Genomic DNA, 15922 nt, shown 5'->3' with positions numbered 1-15922 from the left:
GATGATCCCATCGTACTGGGCTTCTTTCGACGAAGCGTGGCCACAGCCATTTGAGAACTCTCAACGGATGTGGTCGTTCGACCGCACGGTCACGATTCCGAAGCCGTTGGTGACGTTTCCGTGGCGCTCGATCGGCTTCTACGCGATGACTGGCCAGAGCGTGATCACGTTCAAAGACGAACTGGTCAAGGAGACGATCGTTGAGGCGCTCGAAGAGATTCGCGAGCAGAATCCGGTGGGGCGGATTCTNATCTTCGAGGACAAAGACCACTTCAGAGAGTTCCTCGTCGAGGAATTTCTTCGATTGAGCCATCGACTGAGCTTCGCCAGCCACTGGATCGAAACGTTTCTTCCAGATGTCCAAAAGTTACGCTGACCACTCAGGTACACCTACCTCTTCTTCCAGTTCTGTGACTATCTCCCGAGCGAGATCGTACTTCGTCTCCTCGTCCTGGTCTTCGTTGTCAGCTTTCTCGTACTGGCGAAATGCGAGTGGATAGGAGGTTTTATCGTCGGTGTAGAATGCGTAGACGAGGTCCTGTCCCCAAACGGGTTCTCCTTCAGTATGATCGTAGAACTCTCCAGCACCGGGAAGTTCCTTCCCGGTTCGCTGGAACACTGAGTCGTCGATGATGATGTAGCCGTCCTGTGACCAGCGCGTCTCGCCGTGTTTTTGCAACTCCTCTAATCGTTCGTGGTTGAGTTGATCTTCGTCCCAGTCGTATTCAGTGAGGAACTTGTTGAGTGCTCGGTCGCCTTGGGCCGGAAGGACTTCACGTGCGATCCCGGTCACGGTCTTGCTGCGGGCCGCAGCAAGACCTGTCACGTACGTTTTAGCGTGTTGAGTCTGGTGATACGACAGCGAGTCGAACTCGTCCAGTGGATCGGTGCAGGACAGGAAGTCCGTAATCGGAAGCATCGGCCGTCATTGCCGTCTACATCGCGTTCCGACTTAAACGTGCAGAGCCGAGTACCGTGAATAAAGTGGACCTGTGAAGACACCATTACTTTTGCCAAACTAGTATTTTGTTTATATTAGAAATTCTATGGCGGACATTTCAAAACATACTTTGTAGAATCGCGTCCAGTACAGCTATGAGTAAGGCTGAGGAGGTGGGAACTCAGCAAGATGAAACGATACTGCTGGTAGCAGCAGGAGCCAGGGAAACGAGAATCAATATCCCACAAGCAATGGCTCTGATGAGGGACGTTCCTGTTGAGGTTTCAGAAATGGCGAACCTGTTTGATGTGACTGAGAAGACGGCGCGTAATCTATTTGACCGGCTTGAATCCCACAAGATTCTATTACCATCACCGGATGGAGCCCGTCTCACTGGATACGGTCACATGATCGCTCGCGAGCAACAACGAGCGTTGGATGAACTCACTACGAGGACCCTTTCGAAATTCGCTGCGAGCGATACTTTGTCCGCGATCCTTCGAGCGCTCCAGGAAGGGCCGCTACGAAAGAGCGAACTCAGTGAGACCTGTAACATATCTCGGCGGACGAGACGAGATATGTGTGACAGCCTTATTCAAGAAGACTGGATAGCGTACGAAGCCGGTCAATACAAACTCTTGTCGCTCGGGGAAACAAAGCTATCAATCTACAAAGGTTTTGAGGAGGCAATAGAACTCATTTCCAGTCGGAAGGATTTCGTTCTACGGCTCGAAGATCTCGCTCAGGAGTTTCCAACAGCCGCACTCCGTGAAACAAGAATGGCTACTGGTGAATTTGGTAGCCCGCACGCTGTTCTCACTCTATTAGAAGACCAGACGGATCTCGATGTAGACTCTCTCCGGGGCATTCAGCAAGTCTACTCGCCCCAACTGATTGATGCATATGATCCCTTAGTCCCAAAAGGGAAAGAAATCGAGCTAATCATCGACCAGACTGTCTATCGAAAAGCGACGAAGATAACAAATCTCCACCATCTGAAAAGAGCAGGGAAGTTTGCCAACTTCCGAATGCAGATTTATCCTGAAAGCATTTCTTTCGGGTTAGGGATGTTTGGAGATAAGAAGGTGTTGGTTGGTGCCTACAGCGAGCATGAGCCGTATAATGCTGCAATCCTTGGATCGAACGACGAACTCATGGACTGGACTACACAGAAATATGAGGAAGTGCGACAAGAGTCTCAAACCCCATCAGAGCGGTTTTGGGACTGGCTACTCTAACTGAGCTACCTTATCATTGATTCGATGTTTTCTAGCGCTTTTTCACTTCCATCTGAATCGGGTCAGACGGGTGCATCGTGAGCGAGGGAGCTAATTCGAGTGTCGATCTCTGTTCTGGAGCGAGTCGAAGCCGGTAGTTCTGAGCAACTGTGGCAACGATGATTTGAGCTTCAAGCATCGAGAGATGCTTCCCGATACAGTGACGCGGACCGCCGCCAAACGGGAAATATGAGTAGTTCGGTCGCCCACTCGCACGGTCGCTTGTCCATCGGTCCGGGTCGAATGACTCCGGGTCGTCGTACCAGCGCGGATCACGGTGGACACCCCACTGCGGAAGCATCACGAGTGCGCCCTTCGGAATCCTGTACCCACCGATTCGAATCGGCTCGGCAGGTTCGCGAAAGATCGTATAGACCGGCGGATACAGCCGCATGGCCTCCTGAATCACCCGCTCGGTGAGGTCCAAGTCGCGCACGTCACTGGCCGTGGGGGACTCATCACCCAGAACCTCGTCAATCTCGTCGTGGACACGACGCTCGGTTTCAGGATTCTGGGATAGTAGATACCAGGTGTAAGTGAGTGACAGCGCCGTACTATCGTGACCAGCAAGAAGCATCGTCATAAGTTCGTCTCGGACGAGCTCTTCAGTCACTTCGTCAACGTCACTTTGAGCACGCAGCAGGATCGATAGTAGGTCCATCTCGCCGTCTTCGGTTCCTTTCCGTTCGTCAACGAGCGAATCGAGTATATCCTCAAGGCTGTCCACCGCATTATCAAATTCGATACGATCAGGTGTCGGCACCCATTCGGGAAGGAGGAACTGCGCCGGCTTCGGCTCGAACATCTCCCCTAGCGGTTCGAGTGTGTTCTGCACTTTTTCGGTTGTTCGGTCGTCGAGCTCAGTACCAAACATCACTGAAACGATTACTTTTACTGTGATCTGAGCCATCGAAGAATCGATCTCAATGACATCCCCGTCATTCCAACCACTCATCATACGCTCGGCATATCCGCTGATTTCCTTGCCGAAGTTCATGACGCGAGCAGGCGCAAACGCCGGTTGAGCACGCTGGTTTTGGCGCTGCCAGAAATCACCACCACTCATCAGGAGTCCGTCGCCGAGTAGGTCATCGATGCTGCCTGATCGGATAGTTTGTGATTTCCGAAACTTCGAATCTTCACTTACCAGTATCCGCTCAATCTCTTTTGGATCCGTAACAAGGTACGTCTGTTCGGTTCCGAGGGTAAACGTCGAAAGACCGTTGTAACTCCGGGTGAGTGTCTCGATGAACGAAAATGGATCACGGGAGTAGCGGTGAGTGTTACCCAACAGTGGGAGGTCCTGCGGGCCGGGTGGCGAGGTGCTCATACGTACCATGTGAACAATTCGAAGAGGTTACAACGTTACGCTGACCCACCAAATGGGCCGGTTTCGTAGCTTATCGACCAAGAAGAGCACTCGCAGATCGATCGACTGCAAGTATCAATAGGCAGCTGGACAGACGAGTAGTATGTGCGCAGAGCGGTCTGAATCAATTCCATCATCCGATACCGCTGGTGAGGAATGGGAAGAGTGGCTGAAGACGGTTGAAGGAGTTCTCGATGAAACCGTTGAGCGAGAGGGAAAACTCGAGTGTGAGTTCGATGATCTCCAACTCGGCATTCCAACTTCATGGGGCGAGGAGACCGAACACGCTCAGTGGAGCTTCGATGGTACTGTTCGCATTCAGGTCGAAGGTGATCGGAGGCCGCTTGCTGCGTGGTTCAAGTGGTGGTACGAACGAATGCCATCATCCGAGAACTCGGAGTAGGTTTGGATGTGGAGAAAAAGACTGAACCGAAGAATTACCTCGTACGAGAGCCGATTTGCGGTATGGTCGATTCAAAACCAGATCCAGAAAACCTCGCTGAAACAAGCCATATTTCGCTGTCAATTGAAGGCGTTGATCTCCCAACTGACAAAGACGACCGACAGGATGCCCTCGATCGAATCATTGGAAAAGTCGAGGAAGCGATTGAAGAAGAAAATCTCTCGCCAGATAGCATCCAGGCCGATTCAGGCTATCAGTATCCCAAAATCACCGCTCAGTGTCCTCGGTGTGAACATATGCTACAGATTCGGGAGGGTCCAGAGGTTGATGGAGAACTATCCGATCGTCTCAATGCCTCCGTTCGCTGTTCTCACTGTGGATACACCGGCGGTGTTTCATTCGACCTCACCGATATACAGACAAACAAATACAATTCAGATACCATGGCAGAGGAATACCGAAGTGAAGTTCAGGATATGAATATTACGCCAGAATATCAGTCATATTAAAATTTGGAAGTTTCGTCGATAGAAGAGTTATACAGTCCGAAAACAGCGGTTAGAAAACTACCCATGATTGTCGTATATCTCGTTGATTTTGGAAAAGTCGATTAAACTTCGACCCCTTTATATACCCGAGTTAGCTGCTTTTGAATGGAAAGCCGACGTTAGAGAGGCTAAAACGGCTATGGGAGAGGGTTTTCAGTTCTGAAATCCCGTTTCTTGATTACCCCCCAGTCCATCGGTAAGGATGCGAACTACTCACCGAGCAAAACAGGGCATGAACCAAATCGATGGTAACCGGACCTAACTCACGGCGTTCGCAAGCGCACGATTCGGGTGTTCAAGAAGACGTGCTACGACGAGGAGCCGTCAGTATCGTTGGCGTCAGCGATGAATTCCTCCGGTTCGGCGTCCGAATCATTGAGATAACGGCTTCCGAGATCTGTGATCAGGTAATAGCCTTGCACCCTGTCTTCATGGGGTTGCTTGACGAGTCCGTGATGACTGAGGTCCTCCCGCAATCGGCGGGCGACCTGACTACTCGATGGCGCATTGATTCCATGTTCTTCCTCCAGAGCAAGTGTGATCGCCGTTGGAGGGAGAGCGATTCCCTGCTGATCGAGGAGATCAAGAACAAGATGATCAACTCGTGTCATCCACGGCACCACTGGAGGAGGCATTGAATCGATGTAGGCTTAGGATATGGGTTAATACCAGCGGACCACGTGCAAATCACCACCATCAGAGCATACGCTTTCATGATTGCATATGCACTTTTGATGGCATGGATTTATTGCTCTTGATCCCAAACGAGCCTGATGTCAGAGGTTATCGGATGCACGATACCCCACCCACCCGGCGCACACACGGTCAGCGAGTGTCGGTTGGGTGGTGGAGGGCGGACGCTCGGCTCGCGAGCGTTTGTTGTACCGGCGCGACGAAGCATCCGATCAGGTGGTCCCAGCCACGTGGTCGGCGTCGCACCGGGGTCCTCTGGCACAGTATCGCCATCTCTGAACCCCGGTACGCCACCGGGGCAGAGCAGCAACGTCCTGAAGTAATGTTACTGATCCATGTCCCAGAGTGGTTACAACGACGGCTCAGACACACCTAAAGGTATTGCACGCGAACGTCGCCGTCGGCAGGAACCGACCGCGAAGGCCGATACCGCCGGCATCGAGACTGGCATTGGTGAGACCGCTCCAGAGCCAGCGTGTTGGCGGCGCAACGTCGAGTCACTGGAGTGGCACCAGCCCTCTTTCACCGCTGCATACGGCGAAATCCATGATCCATGCTCGGATTGCTTCCCGAGTGGTCCCCCTGACGTAAGCGAGTTCGAAACCGTCGTGAGGAGTTGCAGCTATCCGACAGTCTATCACCAGCCACGAAACCCGGCCGACGATCGCCACGAATTGCCCGAAACCAGTGACAAGGAGTCCGGGACCGCTGCGCACCGCGAACCTATTTCGACGACAATGCAACTAAGCGAAGGCAGCGGCGTCACGTGGCCGGCGCTGGACACTCCCATGATCGTCGCTGAGACCCGTGAGGCCACAGAAGAGACTCTCCGAGGCCCTGATGGTGGCGAGTATGAGCTTCGAGAGCGATACGACTCGGTCTTTCTCGTGTATCCCGGATACGGGCGCGTCAGCGATCTCGTCCGCGTCGCGCCAGCAGACGACCGACACGAGAGGGTCTGACCGAGGCACAAATCGATGGTGCTCTCCAACGGTCGTACCGACTCGCCGACTCCTTCGGGCTGTTCCAGCCCACGCCAAACACATCCATGTGAGGACACGAAAACAGTAATAAGGACCGCGGTAGACGTAGACGCAAAGCTAGGAACGATAAATAACGCCGATGGGGTCGGGGACGCTCCTCACTTCGCCCCCGAACCGAGAGATCGGTGCCAGGACGACCGTGCCATCCGGTTTGGTCGTACTGGTTCTTCATCGACGCATGGTCAAATAGGTTTCGTCCCACACGGAGAGACATCGCCGTCTCACGTGCGGGCCAGCCGCTCACGCTTCCACGGAGAAGCGACTGCTACCCGTAGCGCAGTCCGGGCGCTGTCGTGGGGCAAGAGCGTGAGTCGACAGACCGTGAGTATGACGGCCTATCCCGGCCGTCAGCGCCAATCAGCGGGCCATGCTCGCCATGGCTATCACTAAGACAGGACATTCACACCGACGGTTGGACGCACAGCCTATCCGACACAACCGCGACCACCAAACCCACCAGACGGAACAGGACGCTCTCACCGCCGATACAGCCATTCGCGCAAACCAGCGCCACGCGGACGCAAGGACTCGTCGCGTGAAACAGCGCACACGCTATCATAGCCACGGGTTCGTGGCTGTTCGACGCACCGAAATCGATGACTGCGCTGGTCCTGGAATCGGCGACCGATGTGGAGAGGTGGCCTAATGCAGACCAACAGTTGGGGCCGTCTGCTCGGCATCGAGGCCAGTCTCACTCGCTCTACGACGGCTCTGCAGTATCCAGTGATAGCGTCATACAAACCACTATATACCCGGCGGGTCGTCATAAGCGCAAAAGCACGGCTAATCAACCAGTGCCAACGAGGAGAATCTGGACAGTTTTCCTTTGAGGCCCATGGGACAAATAGGTTTCGCCCCACGCGCAGAGGCGTTGCTGTCGCTCGTGTGTGGCGACGACCCCACTCCACCAGAGAGACGACTGTCCGTCAGTCCGTCTCGATCGGTACAGAGCGGGGTCTACCCGTGGGTACGGTGGTCCACCCGGCCGCCAGCACGACAACGACGGGCCATGACGTCATGGCCGCTACAAAGGCAACACGACCCCACCACGATCGAGACACGCAAGCACGATCGACGCTCGGGAGCCGCAGGTGCTTGTATATAGCACGCGGCAAGCCAATTCAAAACAGCAGGAGGGCACTACATCCACGTGAGAATGACACAACAGTAATAAGGCGGGCGGCAGACGTACACGCAAAGCTAGGAAAGAAATATAGTGTCGGTGGGAACGAGGAGTGCCACCTCCCCGATCCAACAACGAACCGATGCCGGTCGACCTCCCTGAGGCGGGTTGGTCTTACCGGTTTCTCATCGGCCCACGATATTAACGTTTGCCACTCGGTGAGCGACAGCTCTCGTCTGGAGAGAACTCTCGCTCATCGTACGGCGGACGATATCGTTGGGTACGACGACGGAGCCCGGTCGTCAGCACTGGAATACTGGGCCAACACCCCCATGCTAAGAGAGCAATCTCCATCCAGCGCTGACAGCATCGCTTCCGACCACCTCGACAGCCGAACCGCTGCGTTCCCCTCCAACGAGCTACCCATCCAGACAGCCCTCCGTGGTCACCGATCGACACACACGAGTACTCCGAGCGGTCTCAGAAAGGCCACCAACGGGAGGGCTCGCTGATGCGTCTCGACGCTTCGGGACAGCTTATCGAGATCAACGTTCCCGAAACGGTCAGTTGCAGTGTCTGTAGCGGCCACGCCGAACGACTGTCGAGCGCGTTTCAAGGCGAAGGACATGCATATCACCACTACCAGTGCTGCGGAGACGCCTGTCCTGCGGCTGGCGCTATCGTCGAACACGAGACTGGTGATACCCAACGTGTCGGCCCCGTGTTTGGCGATCGGGATCTCGCCGTCCGTCTCGCTACTCAGGTCCATCCTGAGAGCCCGATCGAGACGGGAGAGATCACACCATGAGCGGTGGGAACCCAGATGGAGGGGCGAGGTGAGTCGCGATGCCGGATGCAGGTCTCACCCTTACCCAGCAGCCGCCGCTCTCGCCACTCGTCGAAGTCCACGCCGACGATACCGCACACCGCCTGTGGAAACAGATCGCCCTCGACGACGATTTCCAACGAGAGTTCGTCGCTGCCGTCGACGATCTCATTGGCGACCTCGATCACCGCACCGCACGCGAAGAGCGGCTTCGAGAAATCGGTGTCACCGCTCTCGGTGGCGTCTACGCCGGGATGGTGCCGTCGCTCGCCCGCGCCGACGCGGAGTTCTTCGAGGTCCTGCGCCAGAACGCTCAGTTCGGCACTCCCGGTCGGTCGGTCGCCGGCTGGCACATTGAGTTCGAGGAGGTAGCCGACGGCCCACTCGCCGTCCTTCGTGAGAGCGATCGAACCCCGACCATCGCTGTCCGCATCGACGATGCGTTCGGTGAGCTCCGCGCGGAGTACCGCGAGGACATCGCCTGGTTGCTTGCCGAGCTCGCAGGAGCTGTCGATCTCCGAATCATCGCGACCGGCCGCTGGCAACGACGGCTCGCTCGTGAGTACCGCGAACACCTCCCGGCTGTTAGCGAACAGTGCAATGCAGGCCTCTCTGAGAACAACATTACTGAGCGCGTCGAGACCGCACGCGACGTTCTTGATCCCGATGGTCGGAAGGTCCGTATCCTCCGGCAGCTTGCCGATGAGGCGTCTGAAACCCTCCCGTACAACCAACTCTACGCCCTCCACCAGACCACGAAGGGAGCCGTCCGCCAGTGTCTCACCACCAGTGATGACTCTCTCACCGAACTCGGACTCGTCGAGACGTTCTCGCGGACCACCGAGAACGGCAACGCGGTCGAACTACTCGCTGCCGGCCGCAATCTACTCGACAGACTCGATAGCGAAATCGGCAGACAGCAGCGCCTCGAAGCGGTCGTTAGTGACTCCAGAAATCCCTGCGACGATAGCCGTGTAACCCCGCCCGCACACGAGGGCCGCCACCGCCCTGCCGCGGAGGCCGAAGCGTGCTGTGCGGAGGGCGGTGGCGGCAGTGGTGCCGAGACGGCTCCCGACCGCCACCGTCTCCCGTTCCATCATCAAGTGCGGTCGGCGGCTCGCCACCGCTACGCTGCGGCCGCCAGCAGCGCTACTGACGGCGGTATCGCGTTGGTCGACCATCCGATCCGCGTGAAAGACGACCGTGGTGAACCCCACTGGTACTACGATCACGAGACCGATCGCCTCCTGGTTGGCGGCGAGTACGACGACCCCATGCAGTGGTGGGTGTGCATTGCATTGGCGTTAGCCAACCCCCGAACCTTCCGCCATATCCTCACCCCCGACCGCTTCGAGACGGGAAAACTCGGCGATCTGCTCGCCAATCACGCTGATTTGCTTCGGAACTCACGGTGTCTTGGCTACCTCAAAGACGCTGACGCCACCGCCGAGGACTACACCGATGCGCTGCTCGAAGCTGCTGAAGACCTCAGCGAACTCACCCGTGACCTCCACCACGAGAACTACGAGGATCGCAACCGCTTCCGTGGCGATATCCTGCGGGAAGCGCAGGGTCTCGCCGGTACGATCGTTCATCTGCTCGATCTCGCCGACATCGACGTGGTTCGGGAGGCGCGTATCCCCCGCTTCTCGCGGGATTTCGGCGAGAGCCAGCAAGCAGACCTCGCCGAAACGCTCTCCGTCGGCGCGTCGATCCAATCACGATACGGCGAATCTACCGCGTATCGCCAACTGCTCGAATCTCGTGAAGACAAGCGTGAGAGCGCCATTCCGCCAACAGTGGATGCCGATGATCCGTTCGGCGAGCTTATCGGATCGTTCGTGGTCGTGGGCAAGAGCGTCGACCAACTTGCCGATCCGCTCCGCCGCCGTCTCTCGAACCGAGACGTTCACGAGGACGCCCCGGAGTTCTCGGTCCCCATCCCGGTCGAGGAAGCGACCGGCCGCTCTCAGATGGCTCAAGCGGTGCAGATGATGTGCCGCCAGAAGTCGATCCGACCGACCCGTGCGGCGACCTCGATGCTTGCAGCGCTCACTGGGACGCCGTACGATGCTGCGAGAGCCCTCCACAATCTCGCATCGGAGACGAAAGCACCGGGACGGAAGCTCCGCCTTGACGAGGTCCGGTATGGTCTCTCGGCTCTCAAGCCTACCCGTCTCCTGTCTGAGATGGGGAAACCAGCCCTCTCGAAGATCGTTCACGCNTCCGGTATGGTCTCTCGGCTCTCAAGCCTACCCGTCTCCTGTCTGAGATGGGGAAACCAGCCCTCTCGAAGATCGTTCACGCGCTGCTGGTCGCCGAGACACCCCTCGAACAAAATGACCTCGCCGAGCGAGCCGACGTCTCAGCACGGTCGGTTCGTACCTACACCGACCGTCTCGCAGCGTTCGATTTCATCCACCAGACCGAGGCTGGGTGGCGCTTCGCGCTGCCGTTCCACACCGACAAGGAGCGTGGTGAGGACATCCTGCCGGAGTTCGTATCGACCGACGGTGACTCGACAGCGACCGGGACGTTCGCTCGAGACGTACTCGCCGAGGCAATCTACGACCTGCTTGATCTCGATCGGTACGCCGATCCCGAAGATCCCATTGGGGGAGCGCTGTTCGCCGATCCGGGCAAGGTGATACCGGCGCTCCGGACGGGATGTGACTGGCTTGATCCGTGGATCACAGTTGTGCAGACGCTTATTGACGCCGATCCCGTGGATCGAGACTCAGCAGGGAAGACAACCCCAGCGATCGGCGTCGACCCTGAGCAAGCAAGTCTCACAGCGGTAGCCGCTACTAAAGCTGATTGAAATGTCAGATACGACGCGATACAGTCTCGACTTCCACCCGAACTGCCCGACGTGCGACGAACCCAGTGCACACCGTGCCGACCTCGGCGTGTGGGTCTGTCCGTACTGCGGCCGCCTCGCGATCGAATACACCGACACGCCGGACGGACCGATGCTTGAGTATCTACCATCCGGTGATGACCCGATAGAGTGCATCAAAGTCCTCGGCGAGATCGCCACCCACAACGGGCTGAAAGCCATGCTCGGCTCGCCGTTCGAGTCGAAGGAGGACCTGCTCGATCTCTCAATGGCGTCTACGCGCCGCCGGTGGAACCCGGATCGATCGGCGTGGACGGTGGATACGAACGCGATCCAGGAGGTCAAAGAGCAGCTGCGCGACGCGGGCTGGCCAGTGATTGACCTCGTTCAACTCCGTCGCGAACGCCGTCAGGAGAATGTCTGATGGCTGCTGGAAGCACTCCCGGACGGCTCGGCACCGACCTCGTGACGATCCTTCGCGAGATGGACGAGAGCGCCGAACCGTGGAAGCTTCGACCGCCCGAGAAGTCTGACGACCCGGCGAAGCTTCTCATCGGAGCACAGCCGGAGCTCGTTCGTGACCACTTGGAGGACGCGGGCTACTCGGTTCGCGATCTCGATCTGCCGGTCGAGAGCGATGGCTGGGTTGCTGCGTGGGTGGTCTCATCGTGATCTGGGCGGTGGAGCGCACCAGGGCCGCTTCGGTGCTCGCCCGACCTTATGTAATACCGCGTGCCTTACGGATGTGTATTGTTACATAAGGCTGAAGATCCCACCGTCACACACTCATTACGGTGTTGTCGACACACCGCATTCGAAGTGAAAAGACGACCGCTCTTCGGTTGTTTGTCGCCTCTGAGTGGAAGTGGAGCACGAGGCCCCGAGGGAATACCCCTCGGGACCGCGCCGGGCTCACCGCGGAGTAGCTACCCCTGTTGCCTCGCGTCGGCCTCCATGTATGGCGAGGCAACAGTCCCTATTCGTCGCGCATCGGTATTGTGTGTTACGGCCACACGATGCACGCACTTCATGTTAGAGCACACCGTGTTCCGAGTGACATCCGTGCCACTGCCCGGCGATTTTCTAATTCGGTGAGCGTATCTGTCCGGTCGACCGAATACATATCGCCGCCCTCTCGATGGGCACTGAGGGTCCCCGCGCTGGGAGAGTACACTCCTCTCCCGGCTCCTGCTCACCGCCCGCGAGAGCACACCGTGTTTCGAGTGAAAACTCGTTGCTCTCCAGTGTTTCGCCGCCTCTGGTTGGTAGCGGAGTACGGGTCCCGAAGGAACACCCCTCGGGACCGCCTTGAATGAGCTACGTTCGCCAACCTATCGTGTTACCTCGCTCGTCCTCGCAAGACGAGGCAACGATCACCAGTTGGTCTACCTTGGTTTCTCTGTTGTGGCCAGCTGTTACATTTCCCACTCGCGACGCTGGTCAGGGGACCCCGTGTTCGGAGTGAAATCGCCACCACCGTCTGTCGTCTCGCCTTATGTAACAATTGCCTTCCCCGGCAGATCGGAGAGTTACATAAGGTAATTAAGAACACGGTGGCACGGCGCTTTTCGACGAAAGCCCTACCTTCAGCTTCACAAACTCTCTCGTACGGACCGCGATAGCGAGCGCGTGCGGCGATGCTGGTGGGAACTGTCCTCGAGTAGCGATCGAGGAAGTCCAATACGCGTCGTCTGTCACAAACCCGCCGCCGAAATCCATTGTCCCGGGCGCGCTCGCCGTGAAAGTCCCCTTAGCAGAACCCTCAGAGAGTTGGTCCCGTCCCAACAGTTATTCCGCTGGGCCGACAATTGTTACTTGGAGGTACTACTCATGCCTCTACGACAACTCCGGGAAGAACGACTCGGTGAGGGAAGAGCCCCAAACCTCAACGACGTGATTGACCGCATCCTGAATGGCGGAGACGAGCCGACGCCGCCCGGCGCGTGATACGCTGATGTTGTCCCCCTCCTCCCCCTCTCGAAGAGGGAGGAGGGAGTTTCGGAGTACGACGGAGCCAAATCGTTTGAGCACGTGAACTCTCGTTCACGCGGGTACGCGAGAATAGACATCCGACAACTCCTTCGATTCTGGCGAATCTTTCGGGAGCGATATGTTCGAGATGAGAGAGTGGGATGGTTGTTGTTATTTAACGCCTATTGGATGCGGATTGATCCTATAGTAACATAGCTATTGTTCGAGACAGACGGCCAACTACCGATGGCCACAAAATTAATGGTAATATGTGATAATTACGAGGTGCGGAGCAAACAGTCATGTACAAGATAATCTGTGACACGTGTGGAGAGCGTGGCTTTCACCCATCCCGAATCGCCGCGGAATCACGGGCAGAAAGACACACGCACGAGACTAGCCACACCTCGCATATCGAACCGATGATCGAACCTGCATCCGGAACATGATATACCCCAACCCAGACCAAAATCACAGGACGAAACATCCTTTTTCAGCGACTGACGATGCGCCAGCGCGTACGTTCGCCTTGTGTGATATTCGACAGTGTGGAGTAGACTAATGTTGCATAAAATCGATGTTTATCTGTCAGATGCATGACCTCGGAAGCGCGTTTTGGGCGAGTATGCCTGCAGGGGCGAAACCAATGGGCGAAAAACGACCGTACTCTGCGTACAGCTGCCGAGGCGAGTAATGGATTACCTGCTAGACCTGAATAGGGGCTCATGGACGTTCCAGAGCCTCCCGTATCTGTGGTGATCCGGATGACCGACGGCGATACCCTTCACGGCACGCTCGTCGAAGAACAGTCGGATGGATGGCTGCTTGATGAAGAGAGTGGTCGCCTGATTCATGTGTATCTGCAGGACATCGAGCAGATCGACCCTCACGACGTGTCTCAATAGCGAGGTGACGATCAGTCTGGGATACTGATGTACTCCTTCCCTACTTTCCACCTAACGATAGATCGAAGCCATATCCACATTCACATTTGAACACGAATACGAACCCGTATCCGCTTCCGCATTTGGATATGAATACGGATACGGATATGAATACGGATATGTGTGCGGCTTAGAATTGACTGGTGAGATGCTTCGCCTGAGCACTGCGTGCGGTCTCAACTACTTCTGGTGCGGCTTCGTGCAACCCAACTCGCATCGCAAGCCGGAGTACCTCGCTCCGGTCAATCGCTTCTGGATCAACTTCGCGGTCAAGTGCTTCCTGAAGAGCGATTCCTACACCCTCAAGCTCATCGGGTTCCGCTTCGAGACCGTGAACGAGTGATGCGAGTTGGCCATCGCGCACAGAGAGTGATTTTGCAGTTTCACCTGCCTCAATCTGTTTGAATGCTGTGACCATTGCCTCTTCGAGCGAACTCACCTCGTCCTCGGTTTCTTCCGATCCTGCAGCCGCGCCAGTCACACGGCTTCCCTTCTGGTGGCGTTTCCGGAGTTCCTCGACATCAGCTTCCTCACTCATTTCAAGCCACCTCCTGCTCGGATTCCATTCTAGTCTGAAGTTGTTGTAGTCGGTACATTAATGCGGTGGCGTCCTCACGGTAGGCATCGCACGCTCGCTGCGCAGTCTGGGATGGTTCGTCCAGGGCAAATACAGTGCAGCCTTCACGTTGGGCATTCCTGATGTCTTGAGACTGTGGAATATGTGCAGGGGCGATTGTTTCAGCGAAAGTGTCGGCTAGCTCATCGAGTAGCGTGCTTGCGAGGGACGTTCTGGTGTCGACGCGGTTCGGGAGCACCATTACAACCTCAGCATTAACCTCAAAGACATCTTCGAGTTCGTCAAGATCCTCGATTAATGCATCCATTTGTCTCTCTTCAAACGCTCCGAGTTCGACAGGCGCGATCACATTTCGGGCAGCCCACAGACCGTTCAGGGTGATATTATTGGTAAGACCGGGCAGGTCGATTAAAATCACGTCGTACCCGAGTGGCTCGATGTACTCGCTGAGGAAGTGATCGAAGAGTGCGTAGCGACGCTCGACGGCAATGCTGGCGAGGTCGTCGTCGACTTGGTCGAGTCCCTTGTGCGCTGGGAGGAGGTCGGGGCCTTCGTCTGTTTCGAGAATCATCTCGGCGGTCGCATCTGGAACTTTCTCGGCAATGGAATCCCACTCTTCACTAAATACAGTCGACACGTTCGGCCAAGCATCGGTGTTGGCTTCGATCTCATCGAAACAACCGAATTGCTTCGCGAGGTCATTTTGCTTGCCAGCGAGATCAACTAACAGCGTCTGGTGGTCTTCACTGATTGGAACGCCCAGATGAGCTGTAGCGGTGGTTTTGCCGACGCCTCCCTTATCGAGAAAGGTGCAGGCCCGGAGCGTGTTCGTATCCATATACGAATGTGTATCCGTATTCGTATACTCATAAAATTACGTCAGCCGGGCGTCTGACATTAGTATGATGTACTACAGTTAGTCACGTGTATTGAACTACAGCGCCGCTCGTACGCGTATGCAGTCCTCGACGTTCTGGTGGTAGTGCGTCGACGTCACGCAAAACGAGAAATTAGAGTAGATGAGCCGCTGTTTTGATATATTAGCTTACTATGATGGACGACCTGACTGCGTTTCAGCGGGATATACTGTACGTGATCGGTGGACTGAATGATGAGTCATCGCCATATAGTTTGGCGATCAAGGAGAAACTCGACAGACATTATTCGGGCGAAATCAACCACGGACGTCTGTATCCGAACCTCAACGAGCTGGTCGACAAGGAATCACTCGATCGGCGGACCAACTTCTGTGTGATTTCTCAGCGTGGCTGCCGGGAGATCGACGGGTGCTGGGAGTGGAAAGACCAGACGCGGCTGTCGAGGCCTGAATTCACCACTGGTGTGGGCCAGCAGTCACGAACACCGACTG

12 protein-coding genes and 2 pseudogenes are annotated in these 15922 nt (G+C 56.3%); 9 read left to right on the top strand and 5 right to left on the bottom strand.

What is annotated here, in order from left to right; genetic code table 11:
• Positions 1 to 382 precede the first annotated feature (382 nt).
• Positions 383 to 919: pseudogene (locus tag C450_RS20175) on the bottom strand (transposase); the annotation flags it as partial.
• Between the two features lie 176 nt (positions 920 to 1095).
• On the opposite strand from C450_RS20175, the gene C450_RS20170 reads away from it, so the two are divergent.
• Complete coding sequence (locus tag C450_RS20170) at positions 1096 to 2178, top strand: transcriptional regulator FilR1 domain-containing protein (RefSeq protein WP_049910569.1); 1083 nt, start codon at positions 1096 to 1098, stop codon at positions 2176 to 2178.
• A 31-nt stretch (positions 2179 to 2209) separates the two neighbouring features.
• Here the strand turns inward: C450_RS20170 and C450_RS20165 are convergent, their stop codons facing one another.
• A complete protein-coding gene (locus tag C450_RS20165) occupies positions 2210 to 3547 on the bottom strand; it encodes a cytochrome P450 (protein WP_005047019.1) in 1338 nt (445 codons plus the stop codon).
• 142 nt (positions 3548 to 3689) lie between these two features.
• On the opposite strand from C450_RS20165, the gene C450_RS21930 reads away from it, so the two are divergent.
• Positions 3690 to 3989 (top strand): hypothetical protein, encoded by a 300-nt coding sequence (locus C450_RS21930; RefSeq protein ID WP_152424566.1) that lies wholly within the window; start codon positions 3690 to 3692, stop codon positions 3987 to 3989.
• Positions 3990 to 4051: 62 nt separating this feature from the next.
• Positions 4052 to 4498 (top strand): hypothetical protein, encoded by a 447-nt coding sequence (locus C450_RS20160; RefSeq protein WP_152424565.1) that lies wholly within the window; start codon positions 4052 to 4054, stop codon positions 4496 to 4498.
• A gap of 347 nt (positions 4499 to 4845) precedes the next feature.
• Here C450_RS20160 and C450_RS21205 read toward each other — a convergent pair whose 3' ends face one another.
• The gene (locus C450_RS21205) at positions 4846 to 5148 is read right to left on the bottom strand and encodes a hypothetical protein (RefSeq protein ID WP_152424564.1); all 303 of its coding nucleotides are present in this window, start codon (positions 5146 to 5148) and stop codon (positions 4846 to 4848) included.
• An 819-nt stretch (positions 5149 to 5967) separates the two neighbouring features.
• On the opposite strand from C450_RS21205, the gene C450_RS20150 reads away from it, so the two are divergent.
• The 5 genes from C450_RS20150 (at position 5968) to C450_RS21925 (ending at position 13937) form a co-directional block, all read left to right on the top strand.
• Positions 5968 to 6192 carry a hypothetical protein gene (locus C450_RS20150; protein WP_005047004.1) on the top strand — a complete coding sequence of 75 codons (225 nt, stop codon included), beginning with the start codon at positions 5968 to 5970 and terminating at the stop codon, positions 6190 to 6192.
• A 1715-nt stretch (positions 6193 to 7907) separates the two neighbouring features.
• Positions 7908 to 8204 carry a hypothetical protein gene (locus C450_RS21200; protein WP_080510356.1) on the top strand — a complete coding sequence of 99 codons (297 nt, stop codon included), beginning with the start codon at positions 7908 to 7910 and terminating at the stop codon, positions 8202 to 8204.
• A gap of 2840 nt (positions 8205 to 11044) precedes the next feature.
• Positions 11045 to 11485, top strand: coding sequence for a hypothetical protein (locus tag C450_RS20115; protein WP_005046998.1), 441 nt, complete (start codon positions 11045 to 11047; stop codon positions 11483 to 11485).
• A complete protein-coding gene (locus C450_RS20110) occupies positions 11485 to 11733 on the top strand; it encodes a hypothetical protein (protein WP_005046996.1) in 249 nt (82 codons plus the stop codon). Before C450_RS20115 ends, C450_RS20110 begins: the two co-directional genes overlap by 1 nt.
• 2024 nt (positions 11734 to 13757) lie before the next feature.
• On the top strand, positions 13758 to 13937 hold the full coding sequence (locus C450_RS21925; protein ID WP_152424563.1) for a hypothetical protein: 180 nt from the start codon (positions 13758 to 13760) through the stop codon (positions 13935 to 13937).
• Positions 13938 to 14106: 169 nt separating this feature from the next.
• On the opposite strand, the gene C450_RS21190 is transcribed toward C450_RS21925, so the two are convergent.
• Together C450_RS21190 and C450_RS20090 are read right to left on the bottom strand one after the other, a co-directional pair.
• Complete coding sequence (locus C450_RS21190; RefSeq protein WP_080510355.1) at positions 14107 to 14514, bottom strand: hypothetical protein; 408 nt, start codon at positions 14512 to 14514, stop codon at positions 14107 to 14109.
• A 1-nt stretch (position 14515) separates the two neighbouring features.
• Positions 14516 to 15391: a ParA family protein gene (locus C450_RS20090; protein WP_005046990.1), complete on the bottom strand. Its 876-nt coding sequence runs from the start codon at positions 15389 to 15391 to the stop codon at positions 14516 to 14518.
• Positions 15392 to 15606: 215 nt separating this feature from the next.
• Between C450_RS20090 and C450_RS20085 the strand changes: the two are divergent.
• Positions 15607 to 15861 (top strand): annotated as a pseudogene (locus tag C450_RS20085) (helix-turn-helix transcriptional regulator); the annotation flags it as partial.
• Between the last annotated feature and the right edge of the window lie 61 nt (positions 15862 to 15922).

Source organism: Halococcus salifodinae DSM 8989, from assembly GCF_000336935.1.
GTDB classification, from domain to species: domain Archaea; phylum Halobacteriota; class Halobacteria; order Halobacteriales; family Halococcaceae; genus Halococcus; species Halococcus salifodinae.
The sequence above is the reverse complement of the archived record's forward strand: the minus strand, read 5'-3'. Positions and strand labels throughout refer to the sequence as shown.

Bases quoted from the DNA above. Each gene is read 5' to 3' on its own strand.
- C450_RS20160 (WP_152424565.1), top strand. From the start codon at position 4,052: ATGGTCGATTCAAAACCAGATCCAGAAAACCTCGCTGAAACAAGCCAT.
- C450_RS20090 (WP_005046990.1), bottom strand. From the start codon at position 15,391: ATGGATACGAACACGCTCCGGGCCTGCACCTTTCTCGATAAGGGAGGC.
- C450_RS21925 (WP_152424563.1), top strand. From the start codon at position 13,758: ATGGACGTTCCAGAGCCTCCCGTATCTGTGGTGATCCGGATGACCGAC.
- C450_RS20170 (WP_049910569.1), top strand. From the start codon at position 1,096: ATGAGTAAGGCTGAGGAGGTGGGAACTCAGCAAGATGAAACGATACTG.
- C450_RS21200 (WP_080510356.1), top strand. From the start codon at position 7,908: ATGCGTCTCGACGCTTCGGGACAGCTTATCGAGATCAACGTTCCCGAA.
- C450_RS20110 (WP_005046996.1), top strand. From the start codon at position 11,485: ATGGCTGCTGGAAGCACTCCCGGACGGCTCGGCACCGACCTCGTGACG.
- C450_RS20115 (WP_005046998.1), top strand. From the start codon at position 11,045: ATGTCAGATACGACGCGATACAGTCTCGACTTCCACCCGAACTGCCCG.
- C450_RS20150 (WP_005047004.1), top strand. From the start codon at position 5,968: ATGCAACTAAGCGAAGGCAGCGGCGTCACGTGGCCGGCGCTGGACACT.
- C450_RS21205 (WP_152424564.1), bottom strand. From the start codon at position 5,148: ATGACACGAGTTGATCATCTTGTTCTTGATCTCCTCGATCAGCAGGGA.
- C450_RS21930 (WP_152424566.1), top strand. From the start codon at position 3,690: ATGTGCGCAGAGCGGTCTGAATCAATTCCATCATCCGATACCGCTGGT.
- C450_RS21190 (WP_080510355.1), bottom strand. From the start codon at position 14,514: ATGAGTGAGGAAGCTGATGTCGAGGAACTCCGGAAACGCCACCAGAAG.
- C450_RS20165 (WP_005047019.1), bottom strand. From the start codon at position 3,547: ATGAGCACCTCGCCACCCGGCCCGCAGGACCTCCCACTGTTGGGTAAC.